The sequence below is a fragment of the Paeniglutamicibacter sp. Y32M11 genome (assembly GCF_019285735.1).
Taxonomy (GTDB): domain Bacteria; phylum Actinomycetota; class Actinomycetes; order Actinomycetales; family Micrococcaceae; genus Paeniglutamicibacter.
In genome coordinates this window covers 925,754-949,398 of record NZ_CP079107.1, presented here as the reverse complement: position 1 = coordinate 949,398, position 23,645 = coordinate 925,754, and the positions used below count along the sequence as shown (strand labels likewise).

Annotated in this window: 19 protein-coding genes; 16 read left to right on the top strand and 3 right to left on the bottom strand. The window is 63.3% G+C overall.

What is annotated here, in order from left to right; all coding sequences use genetic code 11:
* The first annotated feature begins 305 nt into the window (after positions 1 to 305).
* The 8 genes from KUF55_RS04200 to KUF55_RS04165 all read left to right on the top strand — a co-directional run bounded on the left by KUF55_RS04200 (position 306) and on the right by KUF55_RS04165 (position 9,103).
* A complete protein-coding gene (locus KUF55_RS04200) occupies positions 306 to 965 on the top strand; it encodes a TetR/AcrR family transcriptional regulator (RefSeq protein ID WP_218818086.1) in 660 nt (219 codons plus the stop codon).
* 7 nt (positions 966 to 972) lie between these two features.
* Entirely contained in the window at positions 973 to 4,476 is a 3,504-nt protein-coding gene (locus KUF55_RS04195) for an MMPL family transporter (protein ID WP_218818085.1), read from the top strand.
* On the top strand, positions 4,473 to 5,207 hold the full coding sequence (locus KUF55_RS04190) for a nucleoside triphosphate pyrophosphatase (protein ID WP_218818084.1): 735 nt from the start codon (positions 4,473 to 4,475) through the stop codon (positions 5,205 to 5,207). Before KUF55_RS04195 ends, KUF55_RS04190 begins: the two co-directional genes overlap by 4 nt.
* A 241-nt stretch (positions 5,208 to 5,448) precedes the next feature.
* On the top strand, positions 5,449 to 5,652 hold the full coding sequence (locus KUF55_RS04185; protein ID WP_132361864.1) for a hypothetical protein: 204 nt from the start codon (positions 5,449 to 5,451) through the stop codon (positions 5,650 to 5,652).
* Positions 5,649 to 6,092 carry a hypothetical protein gene (locus KUF55_RS04180; RefSeq protein WP_218818083.1) on the top strand — a complete coding sequence of 148 codons (444 nt, stop codon included), beginning with the start codon at positions 5,649 to 5,651 and terminating at the stop codon, positions 6,090 to 6,092. Before KUF55_RS04185 ends, KUF55_RS04180 begins: the two co-directional genes overlap by 4 nt.
* Positions 6,089 to 6,403, top strand: a complete 315-nt coding sequence (locus tag KUF55_RS04175; protein ID WP_218818082.1) for a transcriptional regulator — start codon at positions 6,089 to 6,091, stop codon at positions 6,401 to 6,403. Before KUF55_RS04180 ends, KUF55_RS04175 begins: the two co-directional genes overlap by 4 nt.
* A 161-nt stretch (positions 6,404 to 6,564) precedes the next feature.
* Complete coding sequence (locus KUF55_RS04170; RefSeq protein ID WP_218818081.1) at positions 6,565 to 8,334, top strand: biotin carboxylase N-terminal domain-containing protein; 1,770 nt, start codon at positions 6,565 to 6,567, stop codon at positions 8,332 to 8,334.
* Positions 8,335 to 8,575: 241 nt separating this feature from the next.
* Positions 8,576 to 9,103 carry a DinB family protein gene (locus KUF55_RS04165; protein WP_218818080.1) on the top strand — a complete coding sequence of 176 codons (528 nt, stop codon included), beginning with the start codon at positions 8,576 to 8,578 and terminating at the stop codon, positions 9,101 to 9,103.
* Positions 9,104 to 9,239: 136 nt separating this feature from the next.
* Here the strand turns inward: KUF55_RS04165 and KUF55_RS04160 are convergent, their stop codons facing one another.
* On the bottom strand, positions 9,240 to 10,637 hold the full coding sequence (locus KUF55_RS04160) for an MFS transporter (RefSeq protein WP_218818079.1): 1,398 nt from the start codon (positions 10,635 to 10,637) through the stop codon (positions 9,240 to 9,242).
* A gap of 285 nt (positions 10,638 to 10,922) precedes the next feature.
* Complete coding sequence (locus KUF55_RS04155; protein ID WP_370630981.1) at positions 10,923 to 12,254, bottom strand: NAD(P)H-quinone dehydrogenase; 1,332 nt, start codon at positions 12,252 to 12,254, stop codon at positions 10,923 to 10,925.
* A gap of 307 nt (positions 12,255 to 12,561) precedes the next feature.
* Here KUF55_RS04155 and KUF55_RS04150 point away from each other — a divergent pair, with 307 nt between their 5' ends.
* From KUF55_RS04150 to KUF55_RS04130, 5 genes are all read left to right on the top strand, one after another.
* Positions 12,562 to 13,371 carry a purine-nucleoside phosphorylase gene (locus tag KUF55_RS04150; protein ID WP_218818078.1) on the top strand — a complete coding sequence of 270 codons (810 nt, stop codon included), beginning with the start codon at positions 12,562 to 12,564 and terminating at the stop codon, positions 13,369 to 13,371.
* A 104-nt stretch (positions 13,372 to 13,475) separates the two neighbouring features.
* Positions 13,476 to 15,230: a phospho-sugar mutase gene (locus tag KUF55_RS04145; RefSeq protein WP_218818077.1), complete on the top strand. Its 1,755-nt coding sequence runs from the start codon at positions 13,476 to 13,478 to the stop codon at positions 15,228 to 15,230.
* 93 nt (positions 15,231 to 15,323) lie between these two features.
* Complete coding sequence (gene deoC, locus KUF55_RS04140) at positions 15,324 to 16,001, top strand: deoxyribose-phosphate aldolase (RefSeq protein WP_132361882.1); 678 nt, start codon at positions 15,324 to 15,326, stop codon at positions 15,999 to 16,001.
* 51 nt (positions 16,002 to 16,052) lie between these two features.
* Complete coding sequence (locus tag KUF55_RS04135) at positions 16,053 to 16,298, top strand: hypothetical protein (protein ID WP_168152279.1); 246 nt, start codon at positions 16,053 to 16,055, stop codon at positions 16,296 to 16,298.
* A 252-nt stretch (positions 16,299 to 16,550) separates the two neighbouring features.
* Positions 16,551 to 16,988 (top strand): universal stress protein, encoded by a 438-nt coding sequence (locus KUF55_RS04130; protein WP_132361886.1) that lies wholly within the window; start codon positions 16,551 to 16,553, stop codon positions 16,986 to 16,988.
* A 121-nt stretch (positions 16,989 to 17,109) separates the two neighbouring features.
* On the opposite strand, the gene mfd is transcribed toward KUF55_RS04130, so the two are convergent.
* Positions 17,110 to 20,724, bottom strand: a complete 3,615-nt coding sequence (gene mfd / locus KUF55_RS04125; protein WP_218818076.1) for a transcription-repair coupling factor — start codon at positions 20,722 to 20,724, stop codon at positions 17,110 to 17,112.
* Between the two features lie 265 nt (positions 20,725 to 20,989).
* On the opposite strand from mfd, the gene KUF55_RS04120 reads away from it, so the two are divergent.
* The 3 genes from KUF55_RS04120 to nhaA all read left to right on the top strand — a co-directional run bounded on the left by KUF55_RS04120 (position 20,990) and on the right by nhaA (position 23,600).
* Positions 20,990 to 21,394, top strand: a complete 405-nt coding sequence (locus KUF55_RS04120; protein ID WP_255557299.1) for a DUF2505 domain-containing protein — start codon at positions 20,990 to 20,992, stop codon at positions 21,392 to 21,394.
* Between the two features lie 408 nt (positions 21,395 to 21,802).
* Positions 21,803 to 22,063: a DUF1737 domain-containing protein gene (locus KUF55_RS04115; RefSeq protein WP_132361892.1), complete on the top strand. Its 261-nt coding sequence runs from the start codon at positions 21,803 to 21,805 to the stop codon at positions 22,061 to 22,063.
* 184 nt (positions 22,064 to 22,247) lie between these two features.
* The gene (gene nhaA, locus KUF55_RS04110; protein WP_218818075.1) at positions 22,248 to 23,600 is read left to right on the top strand and encodes a Na+/H+ antiporter NhaA; all 1,353 of its coding nucleotides are present in this window, start codon (positions 22,248 to 22,250) and stop codon (positions 23,598 to 23,600) included.
* The last annotated feature ends 45 nt before the right edge of the window (positions 23,601 to 23,645 follow it).

Here is a 23,645-nt window from a genome sequence, read left to right as displayed (position 1 = left end):
TTTCGGTCAGGCCAGCTACGCCAAGAGTGATCCCCGCCGAGCGCGGGGCAATCCTGGCGCAGCTGGCCTTTCCCGCGTCTAGGACCTCACGGTTGCTGGCCTTGCTTGGCCTTGGCTTGGTGATTCACCGGTGCTATGCGCGTTTACTGCTCCCCATGAGTGAACCGACGGTGGAGTTGGGCGGTTTGCGTGCGGCAGCCGGGGGAGAGCCAGTTCCCGACGACGACGGCAAGTCCCAAAAATCGTCGGTAATCGAATCACCTATAAAATTGCACGGCATGCAAGTTTGCACGTAGTGTATAAATGTGAGTTCTCCCGATACTTCAGCGCCTACACGGCGCGAACTAAATAAGACCGCGACGCGTGCCGCCATTGTCGACGCCGCCTTCCACCAACTTCAAACACACGGATATGAGTCACTGACGGCCGAATCCGTGGCCGAAGCGGCGAATGTCTCGCGGCGTACCTTCTTCAACTACTTCGCGTCCATCGAGGCAGCGCTCAACGAACCGACCAAGCGCCTGCTGGAAAACGCCGTGGCCGTGCTGGACGAGCTGGACACCGATATCGACCTGCTCTCCGCTGCCGTCACAGTGGTCAAATCCCTGGTTGATCCCAAGCTGCTAGAGCCGATGGCGGAACTCTGCCTGCACATCAACACCCACTCGCAGATGGCCAGGGTGCAGCTCGAAGCGTGGGAAAACTGCACCGATTCCCTCACCGAGCTGATCATCGCCAGGGCACCGCAGGGCACCGAGCTGGCGGCGTCAGTTTTTGCCCACTGCATCGTGGGCGCGGGCAAGGCAGCGTTTACAACGTGGGCTCGCGAGCTGGAAGAAAATCCAGATCCCGCCGACGGCCTGCGCATCGACATGCTGCGCACCACCCTCGCAGACGCCATCGCGCAATTGCGCGACGGTTTCCCCTCCCTCCAACAGCGTGCCGCGCACCAACGAAAGGCCTAAGAGCACCATGGCTACCTTCCTTTACCGTCTGGGCGCGCTGGCCTACCGAAGGCGCTGGGCCGTTGTGGCCGCCTGGAGTGTTGTGCTGCTGGTGATCGGGCTGAGCGCCGGCGCCTTCATGGGCAAACTGTCCAATACGTTCACCATCCCGGGCACCGAGACGCAACGGACGCTGGATAGGATGAAGGTCGAGATGCCCAATCTGGCCGGTGGCACCGGTTCCATCGTCTTCCGCTCCACCGACGGCAACGCGCTAACTACGCAACAGCACCGGGCCATCGAGACTTCGTTGGACGATCTTGCCGATCAGTCCCCCATCGCCGAGGTCCGCAAACCCTTTGAGCTACAGGCCCAGCTTGATGAGGCCACCCCGAAGCTCAAGGATGGGCAGAAAAAGCTCGATGCTGGAGCCAAGGAGCTGGCCGATGGCACCAAGGCCCTAGCCGACGGCAAGGTAGCCCTGAAAAAGGCTCAGGACGACCTGGATTCCGGCCGCGTGCAGCTCGGCACCGCCAAGACCCAACTCGCCGAGGGCAAGAGTGCGCTCGCCACCGGGCAAGACACGCTTGATGCCTCAGCGGCAAAACTAGCCGCCGGTGCCGCGACGCTGGCCGAAGGGCAAAAGAAACTGGCCGATGGGCAAAAAACCTGGGATGCGGGCAACAGCCAATACCAGAGTGGTCGTAGCCAAGTTGAGGCCGGGCGCAGTGCACTGAAGGCGGGCGAAGCTCAGCTCAACGCCAGCGCCAAGGAACTCAAGAGCGGTGAAGAGCAGTACACGCAGGGCCTTGCCACCATCTTGCAGGGCAAGGACCGCTCCACGGTAGACAAGCAGCTGAGTGCGGGGAAGGCCGAAGCCACCAGCGGACTGAGCCAGGCCACCGCAGCGCTGCAGCAGGTGGATGCGGGGATCAGCGCGGCAGAAGCCGCCCAAAAAACGGCAGAGGACAAGCTCAAGGCAGCCACCGAGCTGCCCGCCGAGCAACAGGACGCAGCGGAGATTTCCGCGTTGAGAACCGAAATCACCACGCAGAAAACCACCATCACCACCCTGAGCCAGCAGCGTTTGGCCCTGGTCGGCGCGCAGGAAAAGGCCAACGCGGCGCTGAGCGAAATCACCAAGGCCACGGCCGGACTCAGCACTCTTGACGCGGCCAAGGTGAAACTTGATGCCGGGGCGAAGGAACTTGCCGCAGGCGAGAAAACCCTGTCGGCTAAGCGCGCCGAGCTCGAAAGCGCCGCCGCCAAGCTCCCCGCGGCCAAGGCGAAGCTGGATGCCGGCGCCGCGGAACTGCGCGCGAGCCGTGCCAAGGTCCAGGATGCTGCAGCCACCATCGCCGATGGAAAAGCACAATTGGCCGCCGGGCAGGCGGAGATTGATGCCAACGCCGCCAAGCTGGCGGCCGGAGAAAAAACCATCGAGGACAACCAGGCCAAGCTCGTCGCCGGACAAAAGGAAATCGACGAGAAGACCGCGGCACTGCCGAATGCCGAAGCGAAGCTCGAACAAGGCGCCAAGGACCTGAAGACCGGCCGCGCCGAGTTGGACTTCGCCACGCGTCAGGCAGGTGCAACATCGGGGATGCGTTTTGTCTCGGCCGATGGCTCCACCGCGGTGGCCAACGTGACGTTTGTTGGCTCCGCCGACTCCCTGAGCACCGCCGATCGCGCCGCAATCCAGTCCATTTCCGCCGCACCGGAGGCAGCGGGTGTTGAGGTGCTCTTCTCCAAGGAGATCCTCCAGGACCTCTCCTCTCTCTTCGGTGCCGCGGAGGTCATCGGGCTGGCCATTGCCGCGGCGGTCCTGCTGCTCATGCTGGGCACCCTCGTGGCCGCCGGGCTGCCGCTGTTGATGGCCGTTCTGGGTGTGGGAGCCGGGGTCGGCGGAACGCTCGCGTTCTCCTCGCTCATCGAGATGGCCTCCATTACCCCCGCGCTGGCGCTGATGCTGGGCCTCGCGGTGGGCATCGACTACTCTCTGTTTATTGTGCACCGGCACCGTCGGCAGCTGCTCGAGGGTGTGCCGCTGGGCGAATCCATTGCTCGGGCCACCGGCACCAGCGGCAACGCGGTGGTCTTCGCCGGACTCACCGTGGTCATTGCGCTGGCCGCACTCACCGTCCCGGGACTCCCGTTCCTCTCGATATTGGGGCTTTCGGCCGCGTTCACCGTGATGGTGGCGGTACTCATCGCCATCACGCTGACCCCGGCCATGCTGGGGATCATTGGCACGCGACTGGTCTCCAAGCGGGCCTGGGCCCGTGCCGCGGCGGCCACCGCGGCCAACGACTCCACCGGCGATGGCACGCAACTGCCAACCAATAATGCGGGCAACCGCGGCTGGGGAGCACTGGTCACCCGCCGTCCATGGATTGCCGCTCTGGCCAGCATTGCCCTGCTGGTCATCGTGGCGCTGCCCGCCACACAGCTGCGCACCGCGCTTCCAGATGGCAGTGCCGAGCCCGTGGAATCCGGTGCCTACAAGGCGTTTGAGCAGATGAGCGACGCCTTTGGTGCCGGTTACAACGGCCCCTTGCTGGTGCTGGCGGATCTTGAAGATGGACTTGATGCCCGCGGCGCCGATGAGGCCAACCTCGATGTGGCAGACGAACTACGCACCATCGATGGGGTCGTGGCGGCGATTCCGGTGCAGGTGACCGAGACACACAACCTCGGTGCCATCCAGATCATCCCGGCCGCCGGACCGTCCAGTGAGCAAACCGAGGAATTGGTCCATCAGTTGCGTGACGCGGCCGGTGAGATCGAGCTGGCCACCGGTGCGCACATCGCCGTCACGGGGCAGGTTGCCGCCCAGGTCGACGTTTCGGAAAAGCTGACCCAGGCGTTGCCGCCCTATATCGGCATCGTGGTGGGGCTCTCGCTGATCCTGCTGCTGCTGGTCTTCCGTTCCATCGTGGTCCCGTTGCTGGCCACCGTCGGCTTCCTGCTGTCACTGGCCGCGGCATTTGGCGCGACGGTTGCCGTGTACCAGTTCGGCTGGCTGGGCAACGTGTTTGACGTGCATGTACCGGGGCCCATCATGAGCTTCCTACCGATCCTGCTCACCGGCATCCTCTTCGGGCTGGCCATGGATTACCAGGTCTTCCTGGTGGCGGGCATGCGTGAGTCATTTGCGCATGGGCAGCCGGCCCGGGCGGCGGTGCGCTCGGGCTTCGCTCACGCGGCACCGGTGGTGACCGCCGCGGCGCTGATCATGGCATCGGTCTTCGCCGGGTTTGTTTTCTCGCACCTGACGATGATCCGGGCCATCGGCTTTTCGTTGGCCATCGGCGTGCTCTTTGATGCGTTCATCGTGCGCATGACGCTCACCCCAGCGATCATGCACCTTTTGGGCCACCGTGCCTGGTACATCCCGCGCTGGCTGGATAAAATCCTGCCGGACGTGGATGTGGAGGGCACGAAGATCAACGCGCTGGTTGAGCAACAGCAGCAACCCACCACCGAGTCCGGGACTCGGGGCCCGTCCGCGCGAGATACGGTTGATGCATGAGCCAGAATCTGAAGCAGACCGTCCCCGCAGCCCCGCTCTCCCCCGCCGAGACAAGCGATCCTCGTGGAGAAATCGAGAATCCCGATGAACTGCCCCTGTTGGTCCTCGCCTCGGCCTCCCCGGGGCGGGCCAAGGTCCTGCATGATGCCGGCATCGACTTCGCGGTGCAGGTCTCTTCCGTGGATGAGGACGCGGTCCTGGCCCAGGCGGTGGAACGCTTTGGGGAGTTGAACCCGGCGGACACCGCGCTGCTGCTGGCCAAATCCAAGGCCGAGGATGTTGCGGCAGCGGAGGACGCCGACGGCGCGGTGGTGCTGGGTTGTGATTCGGTCTTCGAGTTTGATGGTGTCGCCTACGGCAAGCCGTACACCGCCGAGGTGGCCACCGCACGCTGGGAAGTCATGAGCGGAAAGTCGGGCATCTTGCACACCGGGCACTGGCTCATTGATAACCGCAGTGAGGAAGACGGGGACGGTGGCACGGGTGCCACCATCGGCGCGCTCTCCTCCACCATCGTGAATTTTGAGTCCGTCACTCCCGATGAGATCGCCGCCTATGTGGCCACTGGAGAGCCGCTGCCGTGCGCGGGTGGCTTCACCATCGATGGTCGCGGGGCCGCCTTCATCCGAAGCATCGAGGGTAATGCGCAAAACGTGATCGGGCTTAACGTCTCCACGTTGCGCGAACTTTTGGCAGAGACCGGCCTGTCCGTTTCCGACGTGTGGGTCTAAGCACCCTCGCCTAGCTCCTCGGGGCCAGCACCTGGATCAATCGCATCCGGTGCTGGCCCCTTCTGCGTTAACGTCCGAGTTTAATTTCCGCGGTACCGACCAGGGCGCCTGGTGCTGCGGTGGGCTGCGGGTTGCTAACGGTTGCTGTTGCGGATGGCCGTGTGAGAACTTTTCGGAAAGTACTTGCCAATTTGGAAAGTACTTTCTAAGCTGGAGTCACACCACTACCTAGGAGGCAATCATGAACAACACGCAGCGCGTCAACGGAGCACAGTTCGCTTGGATCGGCTTTGCCATGGGCATCGCTTGCATGGTCGGACTGTTCATCTACGGATTGATCAGCTCCACCCCCGGAATGCTGGTGATGAGCTCATCGGTGGCGGCCATGCTCGGCGCGCTCTGGGTTTCCACCTCCGTTGCTGCCAAGAAGAGGGCTCAAAAATGAGCACCGAATCGACCCAGCCCTCCGCGCAGGCGGCTGCTGCCCTGCTGCAGGAGGCCGGACGGCTTGGGGCCGCAGCACGCACCGGGGCCAGCTGGCCGCATATTTGCATGCTGCTGGGACTTGGTGCCATCAGCTCGCTGTCACTGATTTCCTTCTGGCTTGTCGCCCGCTTTGATCAATCACTCATCGTTGTCCCGCTGCTCGCGATGCTTACCTGGCTGGGCATCTTTATGGCGATGATGCTGGTCTTTGGGCGCTCCACGAAGCGCGGATTCAGCAAGCGCTGGCTCAGCTTCATGAGCATCTGGGCAATACTCTGGGTCATCGGAGTTGCTCTGGGCACCACCGTGGCGGTGAACCAGCTCTGGTTTACGCTCTGTGTTGCCGGTGCCATCACCATCAACTCGGTGATCGGGGCCTGGCTGGAGGCACAAAAATGACCGAGCTCAACCACCCGCGTCACCAATTGAGCGATGAATTGGGGCACCCGGTCAGGTTCTCGCTGGTTGCAGCCATCGCCGGGACCGACGAGAGCGAATTTGCGATAGTCCGGGACCACCTCCAGGTCTCCGATTCGGTCCTCAGCCGCCAAGCCTCGCACCTCGAGGCGGCTGGCATCGTCAAGATTCGCAAGGGCTTCGTGGGCAAGCGCCCACGCACCTGGCTGTCGCTGACGGTTGCGGGCCGCGGGACCTGGGAGCAGCACCTTGCGGCGCTCGCCGCCATCGCCAATACGACGGCGAAGCACTAGCCCGACTCCGGGGGTCCATCACCGGGTTCCAGTGGCACAAACTTGTAGGAGTCCTACAAAGAAATCGCGACTTCCTCCCGACACCGGGCGTTTTGTGGGTGTAGTTCCCACAAACGCAGGTAGGCTCCACAAGAGCTTATTTGAAGGAGACAGCACCTGCCATGAGTCAGTTGACGAAGGTTCTCATCGCCAATCGCGGAGAAATCGCCGTACGCATCATCCGCGCCGCCCGTGATGAGGGCATTGGATCGGTTGCGGTCTACGCCGACCCGGACCGCGATGCCTTGCATTCCCGTCTGGCCGACGAGGCCTACGCACTGGGCGGTTCCACCGCCGCCGAGTCGTACCTCGACATCGACAAGATCATCGACGTGGCCAAGCGCTCCGGCGCCGACGCCGTGCACCCGGGCTACGGCTTCCTGGCCGAGAATGCCGGGTTCGCCCAGGCGGTCATCGATGCCGGAATGACCTGGATCGGCCCCTCACCGGCGGCCATCGACCAGCTCGGCGACAAGGTTCAGGCCCGTCACTTAGCCGAAAAGGTCGGCGCACCGCTGGTTCCGGGCACCAAGAACCCCGTTGAATCCACCGAAGAGGTGCTGGCCTTCGCCGATACCCACGGACTGCCGCTGGCCATCAAAGCCGCCTATGGCGGAGGTGGGCGCGGCATTAAGGTGGTGCGCAACCGCGAAGAAATTCCCGAATTGTACGAATCCGCCGTCCGCGAGGCCATTGCCGCCTTCGGCCGCGGCGAGTGCTTCGTCGAACGCTTCCTCGATGCCCCGCGCCACGTAGAAACCCAGTGCCTGGCCGACGCGCACGGCAACGTCGTGGTGATTTCCACCCGCGACTGCTCGCTCCAGCGCCGCAACCAGAAGCTCGTGGAGGAGGCCCCCGCGCCATTCCTCACCCCAGAGCAGACCGAGCGCCTCTACAACGCGTCCAAGGCGATCCTGCGCGAGGCAAACTACGTGGGTGCCGGCACCTGCGAGTTCCTCGTGGCCCAGGACGGCGTCATTTCCTTCCTCGAGGTCAACACCCGCCTGCAGGTTGAGCACACGGTGTCCGAGGAGGTCTCCGGCATTGACCTGGTCCGCGAACAGTTCCGACTGGCGCGTGGCGAGGCCCTAGGTTATGACGACCCGGAGATCCGCGGACACTCCTTCGAGTTCCGCATCAATGGCGAGGACGCTGGCCGAGGCTTCATGCCGGCACCGGGCACCATCACCACCATGGCACTGCCCACCGGACCTGGAGTCCGCATCGACTCGGGTGTTGAAGCGGGTGAAACCGTCTCGGGGAACTTCGACTCGATGATCGCCAAGCTCATCGTTACCGGTGCCACGCGTGATCAGGCAGCAGCCCGGGCACGCCGCGCCTTGGCCGAATTCCAGATCGAGGGCATGCCCACGGTTCTGCCCTTCCACCGCGCCGTAATGGCGGATCCAGCATTTGTTCCGGCCGCCGGAGCGTTCACCGTTCACACGCGCTGGATCGAGACCGAGTTCGATAATCAGATCCCGGCATGGGATCCCGCCACGGCCGGTACGCCGGGCGAGGACACCGAGCGTCAGGCCATCACCGTTGAGGTCGGAGGCAAGCGCCTTGAGGTGGTGCTTCCGGCATCCATGGGCACCGTTTCGGCCAGCGGCAACGGCAAAACGCGCAAGAAGAAGCGTTCGACCTCACGCAGCACCGCCGCCGCGGCGACCTCTGGCGCAGATCTGATCTCCCCCATGCAGGGCACCATCGTTAAGGTGGCCGTCGCCGAGGGTGACATCGTGGCCGAGGGTGATTTGATTGTGGTTTTGGAGGCCATGAAGATGGAGCAGCCGTTGACGGCTCACTGTGCCGGCGTGGTGTCCGGACTCAGTGCCGTTCCGGGTGACACGGTTTCCGCCGGGGCCGTACTGGCCTCCATCGGCGAGTAACCAGTCACACCCCGCACCACCTGGACTCAGGACGGTGCCGCCCCGCTACGCTTGCGCGTGAGGGTGTGGCACCGTCCTTTTGGTTGTGGGTTGTGTCCGATGGTTCCGCTCCGTTGGTTCCGCTCCGGTGCGTCTTGACCCACGGAGCACCGCCGGCTCCTAGTCTGGTGACCATGACCACTCAACAAGGCGCAGCCGATGGCGGTTTCCGCCAAACCGAAAATGACCCGTTGCTGAAACGATGACCGAAACTCGCGCCGATCCGCGCACCGATCCCCCGCCGCGTGGCAGCGAGCGCGCAACACTGCTTGGCTTTCTCACGTACCAGCGCCAGACGCTGGCACTCAAGTGCTCCGGGTTGAATCACAGCGCCCTGATGAGCCGTTCGGTCCCGCCTTCAACACTGTCCCTCATCGGCTTGGTGCGGCATTTGAGCGACATCGAGCGCTTCTGGATTCGTCGTGCGCTGTCCGGGAGCACGGACGCGCCGCTGTACTGGTGTGAGGATTCACCGGACATCGACTTTGTTTTCCCCTGCGTCCCGGAGCAAGCAGAAGCCGAGGCCCTCTTGGTGAGATCGTCCATGGACGCGTGGGAATCGGAAATGGCGTATTCGGATGCGGTGCTGAGCCACGTGGGGCTTGATGATGCCGTCTCGGCCGGAAGGCACGGGGTACTTTCCGTGCGCTGGATCCTGACCCATCTGATCGAAGAGTACGCGCGACACAATGGCCATGCCGATCTCTTGCGTGAGTGCATCGACGGCTAGGTGGGCGAATAGCGCCCGGCATCGCCCAGCGGACGATGACCACGGCTTAAACGGACGCGGCGTCCGCCACCTGTCATCAGGTGGCGGACGCCGCGAGGCACGGCTTCAGCACGAGGCGCGGAAGCCGGGTGAGAAATTAGGCGACGTTGTTCTCGTAGTCAACGTCCTTGGTGTCCCTGGTCAGGAACAGCGCGACCAACGTCAGCACCGCACCGAGGGCCAGGTAGAGACCCACCCACATGGTGTTTCCGCCACCGAACTGCCACAACGCGATGGCCACAAATGAGGCCGGAGCCGCACCGATGACCGAGGAGAGGTTGTAGGCAATCGCCGAACCGGTGTAGCGCACATTGGACGGGAAGAGCTCGGGCAGGTACGAGGCCATCGGGCCAAAGGTCAGACCCATCAGCGTGAAGCCCAGGATCAGGCCGACCATGGCCGCAGCCTTGCCCGGGCCAAACATCAGAGTCCAGGTTGCACCGAAGACGAAGATGCCGCTGGTGACAACAATCAGGAACTTGCGTCGGCCGTACTTCTCGGCCAGCGGCCCGGAGACCATGGTGAAGATACCGAAGAAGACCACACCGATGATGAGCATCGTCAGGAATTCGGGGCGGGCGATGCCCAGACCCGGGGCGAACGCGGCTTCCGCCGCGGCGTCGAAGACCTTGCCCTTGGCCTCGGCGGCCGCGCGGGCAGCTTCCACGGTGGCCGGGGCGGTGCCGTAGGTCAGCGTGAAGGCCGTCATCAGGTAGAAGAGCACGTAGGTGGCCAACATGATGAACGTACCGGCAAGCACCGGGCGCCAGTGGTACTTCATGGTGGTCTTGAACGGGGACTTGGCGACCTTGTCCTGCTCAACGACCTTCGTGAAGGCCACGGACTCGACCAGCTTCAGGCGAACCCAGAGGCCGATGGCGACCATCACCGCGGAGAGGATGAAGGGAATGCGCCAGCCCCACGCCATAAATTGCTCGGTGGTCAGGGTGAGCTGCAGAATGACGAACATCAGGTTGGCGATGATAAAGCCAACCGGTGCACCCAGCTGCGGGAAGGTGCCATAGATGGCGCGCTTGTTCGCCGGAGCATTCTCGGTGGCCAGCAAGGCTGCACCGGACCATTCCCCACCCAGGGCCAGGCCCTGAGCGAAGCGCAGCAGCACCAGCATCAGCGGTGCCAGCACCACGAAGTTACCCTGGGCCGGAGGCAGGAAGCCGATCAGGAAGGTGGCGATGCCCATCAGCAGCAGCGAGGCCACCAGGGTGCCCTTGCGCCCGATCTTGTCACCGAAGTGCCCGAAGAGGATCGAGCCGACGGGGCGTGCGACAAACGCGACGCCGAAAATCGCGAAGGAGGAGAGGATCGCGTTCACGTTCGAGGCGTTCGGGAAGAACAGTGTCGGGAATACCAGCACCGACGCCGTGGCATACGCGTAGAAATCGAAGAACTCGATGGTGGTGCCGATGAGGCTGGCAAACAGCACGCGACCGCGTGTGTTTTCTTTCGGTGCAGCGACCGTGGTCTTGTTGGACATGACTCGTGATTCTCTAGGTGGATACCTGCCAGTTACTTACTCATTAGTTTAGAACTCGCGTCCACCCATTGGACACTTGTTCCACTATTTGGACACATTCTGCCACAGGGCACGATCGTCGTCAACGAAATTTCCCGGTGTATGTAGGGAACTTGCCGCTGAGTGGCCGCCCGTGCCGGGGCTCCAACCACTCGCGGGCAGACAAAAGGCCGCCACCCCCAACATCGGGGATGACGGCCCAAGCCGTGTCGCTACATCGGGCGGTCAGACGCCCGGAGCTGCGACCTAGAGGTGGACGTGCAGTCGGCGCGCGGCCTCCGAAATGGAGCCCGAGAGCGATGGGTAGACCGAGAACGTCTCGGCCATGTCATCAACGTGCAGCTTGTTGTGCACCGCCAGCGCGATGGGGAAAATCAACTCGGAGGCACGCGGGGCAACCACCACGCCACCGATGATGGTTCCGGAGCCACGACGCGAAATGATCTTCACGAAACCCTGGTTCACGTTCATCATCTTGGCGCGCGCGTTGGTGGCAAGATCCAGCTTGATGATGTCCGCCTGGTACTTACCCTCCGCGACCATGTTCTCGGTGACACCCACGGTGGCGATCTCCGGGGAGGTGAAGATGTTCGAGGAGACCTCGGTGAGCTTCAGCGGTTTCACCGAGTCGCCCAACAGGTGAGCCATGGCGATGCGTCCCTGCATGGCGGATACGGATGCCAGCGCGAAGACGCCGGTGCAGTCGCCCGCGGCGTAGACGTTGCTGGCGGTGGTGCGCGAGACACCATCGACCTGGATATGGCCGGACTCCGAGAGCTTGATACCCGCTTCCTCCAGGCCGATGCCGGCGGTGTTCGGGATGGAGCCGACCGCCACCAGGCAGTGGCTACCCTCGATGACCCGTCCATCGCTCAGGGTCACCTTAACGATGTCTCCCACGCGCTCAACGGCCTCGGCGCGGGACTTGGCCACCACGTTGACGCCGTTGTTCTTAAACGCCTGCTCGAGGACCTCCGCGGCGTCGGCATCTTCGCCCGGCAGTACGCGGTCACGCGAGGACACCAGGGTGACCTTGGTGCCCAGCAGGTTGTAGGCGGAAGCGAACTCGGCACCCGTGACACCGGAACCGATGACGATCAGGTGTTCGGGAACTTCCTTGAGGTTATAGATCTGGGTCCAGTTGAAGATGCGCTCGCCATCGGGAAGGGCGGTCGGCAATTCGCGCGGGTGCGCACCGGTGGCGATCAGCAGAGCATCGGCATCGATGGTCTCAACGCTGCCATCGGCACGGGTCACCTCAACGGTGCTCGCGTCAAGCAACTTTCCCTCACCGATGACCACCCGCACACCCACGCGCTCCAGGCCCATGTGGATGTCGGAAGACTGCTCACGCGCCAGCTCCATCAGTCGGGCGTTCATGATCGAGAGGTCGGCAACGGCAAGCGTGCCCGGATCACCCACCTGAACACCAAATTCGCGGGCGCCGGTGACTCGGCGCATGGCGTCGGCCGTGGCGACGAGCGTCTTGGACGGGACTACGTCGGTCAAAACGGCAGAACCTCCCATGCCCGCTCGTTCGACGATGGTGACCTGGGCGCCCAGCTGGGCACCAACCATCGCGGCCTCGTAGCCACCGGGGCCACCGCCGAGAATTACAAGTCTGGGGGAAGCGATATCGCGTTGTGCACTCACGATCACTCATTCTTCCCTACCTCGCCACCAAGTGCACACCGCATTTTTCGGCCTTGCGAGCCGCAGTGCCCGCGACGGCGGATCCGCTGGTGTACCGCGCGCTTCTCCTGGTGGGCCCGAACCACCCAGAAACCGCGAATTGGCGCGGAATATTCTCTGCCGCGGGGCAGTTGACCGGGCTTCGGAGGCGCTCCACCTGACAAGGCGAGGTTCCGCCGGTAAGTTTAACCTCGTGATCGATAACGCATCTGCCCCCTTTGACCTGGCTTCGGCCGCCGCCGCACAAATCGCCGACGTAACGGGGGTGCCACACCACGACATCGCGCTGGTCCTGGGCTCCGGCTGGGGCGAGGCAGCAAACCTCATTGGTGAAACCACCCACAGCATCGATGCCACGACGCTGCCCGGCTTCCACGCCGCAGCCGTCCCGGGACACGTGGGCACCATTTCCTCGGTGCTCACCACTACCGGAAAACGCGTGCTGGTGCTCGGTGCCCGCACCCACTTCTACGAGGGCAAGGGAGTACGCGCAGTGGTCCACGGGGTGCGCACCGCCGCCGCCGCCGGGGCCAAGACCCTGGTACTGACCAACGGCTGCGGCGGACTGAACCCCGCGTGGACCCCCGGCACCCCCGTGCTGATTGCCGACCACATCAACCTCACCGCCACCTCCCCGCTGGAGGGGGCGACGTTTGTGGATCTCACCGATCTGTACTCCACCCGCATCCGTGATCTGGCCCGCGAGGTTGACCCGAGCCTTGATGAGGGCGTGTACGCACAGTTCACCGGTCCGCATTACGAGACCCCCGCGGAGGTGAAGTACGCCAAGGTGATTGGTGCCGATCTGGTCGGCATGTCCACCGCGCTTGAAGCGATCGCCGCACGTCACGCAGGCATGGAGGTCTTCGGCATTTCGCTGGTCACCAACCTGGCCGCCGGCATCTCCGCCACCGCGCTGAGCCACGAAGAGGTCATCGAGGCCGGAGCAGCGGCGGGCCCGCGCATTTCCGCGCTGCTGGCCGACATCGTAGCCAAGCTCTAATATCGCCACCCTGTACTAACACCGCAGCCGGTGCATCGGCGGCACCAAACCGTCGCCGACGCACCGGCACCACACGTTTTTCCGGCCCAAAGGATCCCTCGTTCATGAGTACACCCCCGTTAGACCCAGCCCTGCTGGATCGCGCAGCTGCCTGGGCAGCACAGGACCCGGACCGGCACACCGCCGAGCAACTGGTGCACTTGTGTGATCGGGTGCGGACCGGTGAGCCGGGCGCTACGGCGGAACTCGCCGACCGTTTTGCCACGAATCTGGCCTTTGGGACCGCGGGGTTGCGTGCCGAGTTGGGTCCGGGCCCCAACCGGATGAATTCCATGGTGGTGCGTCGCACGGCGGCGGGCATCGGCCGCTTTTTGCTCAACACCGCCGCCGGTGCCTACCGACCGCGGGCGGTCATCGGCTTTGATGCCCGGCATAACTCCGAGCGTTTTGCCCACGAGTCCGCCGCGGTCCTCACCGCCGCCGGCATCGAGGTGGCGCTGTTGCCCGCTCCACTTCCCACCCCGGTACTGGCCTGGGCGGTCCGCGCCCTGGAAGCGGAGGCCGGGATCATGGTCACCGCCAGCCACAATCCGGCCGCCGATAACGGTTACAAGGTGTACACCGGTGCCCGCGCCGAAACCGGCTGGGGGCGGGGCGCCCAGATCGTGAGCCCGGTGGACGCCGCCATCGCCGCGCAAATCAACCACGATGAGCCGATTCGTGACATCGATCTGGCCGCGGACGGCTGGGAGGTGCTCCCCGGGGCCGGCGCGCCGGATTCGATCGAGGAACGTTACCTCGAGGCCATCGCTGCGGTGGTGCCCGAACCCGGGATGCGCGCCGATGCACAGAGTGAAGCGCTCATCGCGGCGCGTGAATCGCTGCGCATCGTGCTGACTCCACTGCACGGAGTTGGCGGACACACCATGTCCCAGGCGCTGGGCCGTGCGGGCTTCTCGCGGGTGCGGATGGTTCCCGAACAGCAAGATCCGGATCCCGATTTCCCCACCGTGGCCTTCCCGAACCCGGAGGAACCCGGCGCACTAGATCTGGCGCTGGCGCTGGCGCAACAAACCGACGCCGATCTGGTCATCGCCAATGATCCCGATGCCGATCGGTGTGCGGCGGCAGTGAAGTTCCCGCTCACCGGCTGGCGGATGCTGCGCGGGGATGAGGTCGGCTGGCTGCTGGGCGAGCGGATGGCGGCCCGTGCCGCGCCGGGCGCGGTGTTGGCCAACTCCATCGTCTCCTCGCGCATGCTCGCGGCCATCGCCAGCTCTCATTCCTTGGAGCACCACAACACGCTGACCGGCTTTAAGTGGATCTCGCGGGTGCCCTCGCTCAGCTTCGGCTACGAGGAAGCGCTGGGCTACTGCGTGGCCCCGGCACTGGTGCGCGATAAGGACGGCATGTCCGCCGGGCTGCTGCTGGCGGACTACGCCGCCGAACTTAAGGCCACCGGCTCCTCGCTCCCCGAGGTGCTTGATGAGCTGGCCCTGAAACACGGACTGCACGCCACCGACCAGCTTTCTATCCGCGTGGCGGATCTGGGCCTGCTGGGCACCATGATGCAGGCACTGCGCGCCACTCCCCCGAGCACCCTGGGCGGCGAAGCCGTGACCGCGTTTGAGGACCTCTCACGAGGTGCCACACTGCCACCGACCGACGGGCTGCTTTTTGGCACGGTGAATAACACCCGAGTGATTGTGCGTCCCTCGGGCACCGAGCCGAAGCTCAAGTGCTACCTCGAGGTCATCGCACCGGTGGCCACCGCGGGCGATCTGCCCGCCGTCCGTGCCACCGCCGCCGCGCAGCTGGAGCGCATCAAGAACGAACTTGCCGCCCTGCTGCGCGGTTAGCCGCCCCCAGGACCTCACCGGGGCCTCGGCGCCCCACCCATCCCCAGACACACCGCATACCCCGCCTTCGACCAGGAGTTTGATCCACCCACCATGAGCATCCAGAACATCGCCTCTTTTATTGACCACACCATCCTGAATCCCGATGCCGGTGCCGCCGATGTTCAACGCATCTGTGCCGAGGCCGTGAAGTACTCCTTCAAGTCCGTCTGCGTGAACCCGATCTGGGTTTCCACCGTTGCCGCGGCACTGAACGGCTCGGACGTGTTAACCTGCTCGGTCATCGGCTTCCCCTTCGGCGCCACCCCCACCGCGTCGAAGGTCTTTGAGGCCACCACGGTGGTGAACGACGGAGCCAACGAGGTGGACATGGTCATCAACATTGCCGCGGCGAAGGCCGGGGACAAGGAGGCCCTGGTGGCCGACATCACCGCGGTGGCCCAAGCGGTACATGCCGGCGGTGCGATCCTGAAGGTCATCATCGAAACTGCGCTGCTCACCGATGAGCAGAAGGTGCTGGCCTGCCGTGCCTCGGTAGAAGCTGGCGCCGATTTTGTGAAGACGTCCACCGGTTTTGCCGGTGGCGGTGCCACGCTGGCGGATGTGGCCCTGATGCGTTCCACGGTAGGTCCGGACATGGGCGTAAAGGCCTCCGGAGGGGTCCGTTCGCTGGAAACCGCGCAGGCCATGATCGATGCCGGCGCAACACGTCTTGGTTCAAGCTCCGGAGTTGCTATTGTTGAGGGTGAACAAGGCGCAGCGGGTTACTAAAAAACGGTTTCCGCACGCGCATTGAAACCAGATCACTTGAGGAGAATCGCTGTGTACTCGAACGGCAAGAACGTAGCCCACTCGGGCCAGGGCCACCTGACCGGGAACATCGTTGCTTTGGTGGTGTTCATGGTGTTGTTCATCGGGGCCATCTACTCACTGAGCTACTGGACGCTGGAGAACGCCTGGCTCCCGGGTATCTCCTGCTTCGTGCTGCTCATTTTGTCCTTCGGTATCCCGCAGCACATCCTGGGCATGTCGGACCGCAACCCGACCAAGACCGCGCACCAGGACTAATTCCGCGCAGCAGCTTTCCCATCAGGGGAGGCGGGCGCACCGCACAGCCTAGCTTTAAACCGGCATCACGCCGGTGGGCAAGCTAGTCTGAAGCCGGTGGCCCGCCTCCCCTTTTGGTGTCTCCGGCACCCTCACGACACTTTTCTACAAGCCGTAGAAAAGTTTGGAGGGCGCGGGGTATGATGAAGCCAACGCTCCCACAGAGGAGTCGTTGAACCATCCGGAACAGCTTGACGAAATGAGCGCTTCATCATGGAGAACACTGCCCGCAACACCGTTATTGTCGGCGTCGACGGATCCCCGCAGTCGGTCAGCGCCCTGCGCTACGCCGCACAGCTGTCGGCGAAGCTAGATCACGACCTCGTGGCCTTCACCTCGTGGTTGCCCCGCATCGCACTGGAGGATTACACCCCCGAGTGGGCACCGGAACAAGATGCCCGCGATGCCCTAGAAGCCACCATCACGGAAGCGTTCGGCGAGCATGTCCCGGCGCAGCTGGGGCGCCAGGTGATCATGGGACCTGCAGCACCAAACCTCATCGAAGCCTCCAAGAGCGCAGCACTGCTGGTACTCGGCACTCGAGGCCGCGGCGGATTTAAGGGCCTGGTCATGGGCTCGGTATCCAGCTCGCTGGCCGCACACGCCAAATGCCCGGTGCTGATCCACCACGGCGAAGATTCCACCGTCTAAGCACTGACCGGACTTCTTGGGTCCCGGGTTCCCACCGCCTGCGCTGGCAGCACTGCCGGTGGGAACCCGGGGCTTTGTGGTTAACCACCGCGCCCCCGGCAACGGGTTGGACCCGTTGCGGTTAGGCCTTGCTGCGGACCGCTTCGACCTCAAAGATGTTGCTGAGCACGGCGGACACCCATTCCAGCAACTTCTCATCCACCACATCCCGCCCGCCGATCGGGGATGTCACGGGCTTGGGAATCACGATGGCGTCAAGGGCCGGCTTATCCGCCGCTCCCTTATACATCCGGGCCAGGCGCAGCTGCCGAGAATCGGGGAGGTTCGCGATGGCCGCCGGAGCGAACTTGATCATATTGCCCATCATCGCCACATCGCTCAGGCCCAAGGCCCGGGCCCGAATTCGGATCCGTGCCACCTCCAGCAGGTTCAGCACCGGGGCGGGAGGCTGACCGTACCGATCCACCAGCTCGGCCAGCACATCCTCGAGCGCAACGAAGTCGGTGGCGGCGGCGATCTTCCGGTAGGCCTCCAAACGCAGCCGCTCGCCGGGCACATAGTCATGCGGCAGGTGGGCGTTGACCGGCAGCTCGATTTTCATCTCTGTCGTTTTCTCATCCGCCTCGCCCTTGAAGTCGGCCACGGCCTCGCCCACCAGGCGCAGGTAGAGGTCGAAGCCGACCCCGGCGATGTGCCCGGACTGTTCCCCGCCGAGCAGGTTGCCTGCCCCACGGATCTCCAGGTCCTTCATGGCCAGCTGATACCCCGAGCCGAGCTCGTTGTGCGCGGCGACCGCCTTGAGTCGTTCCAGGGCCACCTCGCCCAGCGGCTTCTCCGCATTCCACAGGAAGTAGGCGTAGGCGCGCTCACGTCCGCGACCCACACGGCCACGCAGCTGGTGCAACTGGGACAGGCCGTAGTTATCGGCCCGGTCCACGATCAGCGTGTTCGCATTGGAGATATCCAGGCCGGTTTCGATGATGGTGGTGGAGACCAACACATCGAACTTCTTCTCCCAGAAGTCCTGGATGATCTTCTCCAGCCGCGATTCACTCATCTTGCCGTGGGCCACCTCGATGCGGGCCTCGGGGACCAGCTCGCGCAGCTCGGAGGCGACCTTATCGATCGAGGAGACGCGGTTGTGCACAAAGAACACCTGACCATCGCGCATCAGCTCGCGGCGGATGGCAGCGGAGATCTGCTTATCGGTGCGCGGACCCACATAGGTGAGCACCGGGTGGCGCTCCTCCGGCGGGGTGGCCAGCGTGGAGGTCTCCCGGATCCCGGTCAGGGACATCTCCAGGGTGCGCGGGATCGGGGTCGCGGACATGGAGAGCACGTCCACGTTGGTGCGCATCTTCTTGAGCTGTTCCTTGTGTTCAACTCCGAAGCGCTGCTCCTCATCAACAATCACCAACCCCAGGTCACGGAACTGCACCGTGTCCGAGAGCAGCCGGTGGGTGCCGATGACCACGTCGACGGTGCCATTGTTCAGCCCCTCAATGATCTCCTTGGACTCCTTGGCGCTTTGGAAGCGCGAAAGCGTCTTTACCCGCACCGGGAAGCCGGAGTAGCGTTCGGTAAAGGTCTGCTGGTGTTGGGAGGCCAGCAGCGTGGTGGGAACCAGCACGGCAACCTGCTTGGAGTCCTGCACGGCTTTAAATGCTGCGCGCACCGCGATCTCGGTTTTGCCGAAGCCCACGTCGCCGGAGATGAGTCGATCCATCGGGATCTCGCGCTCCATGTCGGCCTTGACCTCATTGATGGTGGTCAGCTGATCCGGGGTCTCCACATAGGCAAAGGCCTCCTCAAGCTCCGACTGCCAGGGGGTGTCCTTGGCGAAGGAGTGCCCACGGGATGCCATGCGGGCAGAATACAGCCGGATGAGGTCCCCGGCGATCTCCTTAACGGCCTTGCGCGCCTTTGACTTGGTGCTTGACCAGTCCGAGCCACCCATCTTGGAGAGGCTCGGCGCTTCCCCGCCGACGTAGCGGGTGACTTGGTCCAGCTGGTCGGTGGGGACAAAGAGCTTGTCCCCCGGCGCTCCGCGCTTGGAGGGTGCGTATTCAAGCACCAGGTATTCGCGCTTGGCCTCGGCTCCCCCGGCGACCTTGCGGGCGATCAGCTCAACAAATTTGGCGATGCCGTGCTGTTCGTGGACCACATAGTCACCCTCGGTCAGGGTCATCGGGTCAACGGCGTTGCGCCGCTTGGAGGCAAGCCGCTTGGCCCCGCGCGGGGCATAGGCGCTGGAACGGCCCAAGAGGTCAGCCTCGGTGAGGAAACCGAGCTTCAGCTCATCCATCGCAAACCCGCGTCCGGCCTGTGCCGTGGTGATTTCGATGAGCCCCGGGGTGGGCAACTCATCCAGTGATTTGATGCGGTGGGTGGGAATGTTGGCGTCGTGGAAGAGTTCGGCCAGCCGCTGCGCGGGGCCGGGCCCGTCGGTGGCCACCACGATCGACCAGTCGTCCTTGATCCGCCCGGAGATGAACTCGAGCATCTCGCTCACATCTCCCTGGTAGCCGCGCGGCTCGCGGGCGTTCAGGCGGATGGAGTCGGCCTCGGGCAAGAGCTCGGTGTCGGCACCCAGGGAGGTCAGAGACCACCAGGAGACGGACGCGCTGATGGCATCGGCCCGCGTTTGGGCCAGCGAGGTGAAGTTCCCCGCTTCAAGCTCGGCCGCTGCGGCCTGCGCCTGGGCTTGAGAGATATCTAGCGGTGCGGCTCCACCGTCGGAGGCGGTGGCCCAGGCTGCGGCCAAGAACTCCGCGTTGGTGGCTTCAAGATCGTGTGCACGGGTTCGGACTCGTTCGGGCTCCATGACCACGGCGATGGATTCGACGGGCAGCTGCGAGAGCAACGGCACCATCGCGTCAACAAGCAAGGGGGCCAGTGATTCCATGCCCTCCACGGCTACTCCACCGGCAATTTTTGCCAGCATGTCGTGCGCAGCGGGCATTTCGGCTTGAAGCTTGGCGGCCCGTGACATGACCGAGGGGGTGATGAGTAATTCGCGGCAAGGTGGGGCCTGAATCCGGGTGGGCGGTTCCTGTTCCAGCGAGCGCTGGTCGGCGATGGAAAAGTAGCGCATCGCTTCAATCTCATCACCGAAGAAGTCGATGCGTACCGGGTGGTTCGACGTAGGCGGGAAGACATCCAGAATGCCACCCCGCACGGCGAACTCACCGCGGTGGGTGACCATGTCGACGCGTGCATAGGCGGCATCGGCTAGCGCTCGAACTACTGCAGAGAACTCGTATTCATCCCCCACCGCTAGCTCGACAGGTTTCAACTTACCCAGCCCGGCCACCAGCGGCTGAATGACCGCGCGGATCGGAGCGACGATGACCTGCAACGTTGGGTCCTGAGTTTCCAACCGGCGCAGCACGTGAAGACGACGCCCCACGGTGTCGGAGCGCGGAGATAGCCGCTCGTGCGGCAGCGTTTCCCACGAGGGGAACTCCGCCACAGCAGCTTCCGGCAGGAAGCTGTGAAGGGCAGCCACCAGCTCCTCGGCTTCACGGCCGGTGGCGGTCACCGCCAAAACGATTCCACCCTTGACCTTGCCACGAAGGGCCTCTGCCGTCTCGGCGGTCAGGACCGCGCGCATGCCAGTGGGGGCAGCGATCTCCAGTTCATTGGCACGCGCAGCGTAGGAGGTTGCGGCATTGGTGCTGACCCGGGAAAAAGAGGTGTCGTTTCGCAAGGCGGTGCGCAGGCCGTGTAATGCCATCGACTGGGGGTCCTTTCCGAAGACCGAGAAGCGCACAACACAAGTACCCGAGATTCAGTATGAATCCCGGGGTGCGCACTTCAAGCGTACCGCCGCGCGCGCTCATGCCCGGTACGCTGGTGTGGTTGCATCAATATTGGCTCGGCCAATCTAATTTACGGAGTTTCGTCCCTATGGCTCTTAACGCCACCACAGACATTGCACACGCCCCGAGGCCATTGTTGCTACCCTTGCCGACCGCGACTTTGCCGAACACCTGACATCGTTGGTCGGCGGAAAGCTCAAGAGCTTTGAAGTCAGCGGAGATACCGCAAACGCATTCACGCTGACCACCGTCCGCACACTGCCCACGGACCGTGCTCCGGAAATCGCACGGAAGTTTGTGGGTCAGTCGGTTGAGGTCACTCAGGTTGAGTCATGGAGCGCCCCGGCAGCCGATGGTTCGCGCGATGCCACTTTGAAGCTCACCGTCGGTTCGTTGCCGGTCTCCGTTGCCGGTACCGAGTCTCTGCGTCCCACCGCAGCTGGCGCAACGCTCGGCGTCGAAGCCACCGTGTCCTCCTCCATCCCGTTTGTGGGCGGAAAAATCGCCTCGGCGGCGGAACCCTTCATCTCCAAGGCACTGAAACTCCAGGGCGCCAAGGTTACCTCGTGGATTGAACGAGGCTAATAACCTTCCGACTCTGGTGACGGTGCCTGTGTGGGCCGCCAACAGGTCTCCATGACACAAAAACGTGGGCACCACCGTCTTCGGCGATTTCGCCAGCGACGATGGTGCCCACGTTTTTGTGTATCCGATACGGGCAGTAAAGGGAGCAAGGGCGTCAATACGTCCACAGCAGCGCGATGCCCCCATCAACCATTCACGTTGGCTCCGACGGATACACAGAGGCAATGTTTCTTCAGAGTTTATTTAGTGGCACCGGTTTTGGTGCGGTTCGGTTCGGGACGTTGTGTTAGTTTCACAATAAGTACTCAGTGTCGGCGCTCGGCTTGGACGTGCTACCTAGCAGCCCGGCCAAGACGAACGCGCCGGGACTTGTACCGACCAGCCCCGTGCCATCAAAAAGGAGACACCATGTCCGAAGAAAAAACCTTGCTGGCCTACCGGTTGATTACCGGACCCGATGACAGCAGCTTCTGTGAGCGCATCTCTACCGCCCTCGCCGAGGGATATGTGCTCCATGGTGGGCCCGCCGTGACCTTCGATGGCACCAACGTCATCTGCGCCCAAGCAATCATCCTCCCGAAGGCCGTCGCCACCAGCGATGCAGCCGTGTCCAGCGCCGTGGACGAGCTTGACTCGAATCTGGTCTTCGACGGAGATGGGATCGCCTGAGCTAGACGGGGAACTCTTACCAGCACTCGGCACACCTTGATGGCCCGATAGTTCTCGGAGTCGATGCTCATCTGCGCGAATGGATGTGCACCCGAACACGTTAAGGCGTTAGGGTAGAAACAGGTGTGCCGGGAAGTCTGGTCGGCGATAACTTTAGCGTCCCCAAAAGAATCGAAGATTCCCCATGAGCCAAGCTCCCACACCTACACCAAAGCCCAAGACGGCTTTTGGCCCCGGCAGTTATGCCGAATCGCTCCGCATCGGCGAAATTCTGCGCAAAGAAACTGTCGGCGGGCTAGTCCTCATCATTGGCGCAGTTATTGCGCTAATTTGGGCCAACTCTCCCGCGGCCGACAGCTACTTCGCACTACGCGACTTCCACATCGGGTTCGCCATCTTTGGCATCGACCTTGATCTCTCGCTGGGCCACTGGGCTGCCGACGGGTTACTCGCGGTGTTCTTCTTTCTGGTCGGCCTAGAGCTCAAAAAAGAGTTTGTCGCCGGCGATTTGCGCGACATGAAACGTGCCATCGTCCCGGTGACGGCGGCCTTCGGCGGCGTCCTGGTTCCAGCGCTGATATTTGTTGCCCTGAACGCCTCGACCGGAGGGGAAACCTTGCGCGGCTGGGCCATCCCCACCGCCACGGACATTGCCTTCGCTGTTGCAGTTCTAGCGGTCATCGGTTCAAATCTTCCCTCCCCGCTGCGGATCTTCCTGCTGACACTCGCGGTCGTGGATGACCTCATTGCCATTGTCATCATCGCCTTCGTCTTCACCGATGATCTGCGGCCACCATATCTGCTGTTGGCAATGATTCCCATTGCCATTTTTGCCTTCGTCACCCACAAATGGCCCAAGTTCTTTGCTGCCCAGTTGTGGGCCCCCTGGCTGATCCTTTTGCCCCTGGGCATCATCGCTTGGGCACTAGTCTTCGGCTCTGGCATCCACTCCACCATCGCGGGCGTCGTGCTGGGTTTCTGCGTCCCAGTGCTGCGAAAGAACAAGCATGAGATCGACAAGCCGGGCCTGGCCGAACAGTTCGAACACCGTTTCCGTCCGCTCTCCAGCGGTTTCTGCGTTCCGATTTTTGCGTTCTTCTCCGCTGGCGTGGCCGTGGGTGGCGCCGAAGGCTTCGCCTCGGCGCTGAGCGACCCGGTACTCTGGGGCGTCGTCATCGGGCTCGTGTTTGGTAAGCCCATCGGCATTCTCGGAGCCACTTGGTTGGTGACTCGGTCGTCTAAGGCCAATCTAGATCCGGACACCAAATGGGGTGACCTACTCGGCGTGACATTCCTGGCCGGGATCGGTTTCACCGTCTCGCTGTTGGTCTCCGAGCTGTCATTCGGATTGGCCTCACCACATTATGACCATGCCAAGGTGGCCATTCTGCTGGGCTCCCTGATTGCTGCGGTTCTCGGCACGATTTGGTTACGCCCCCGAGACCGTCGTTACCGATTGATCAATGAGAAAGCTGCCCGAGATGACAACGGGGACAATATCCCCGATATCTTCCAGCGCCCGGAGAACAACGCCTAAAGCTCCAGCGAAAAACGGCACAAAAGAGCCGGGTTGCTTCACCTC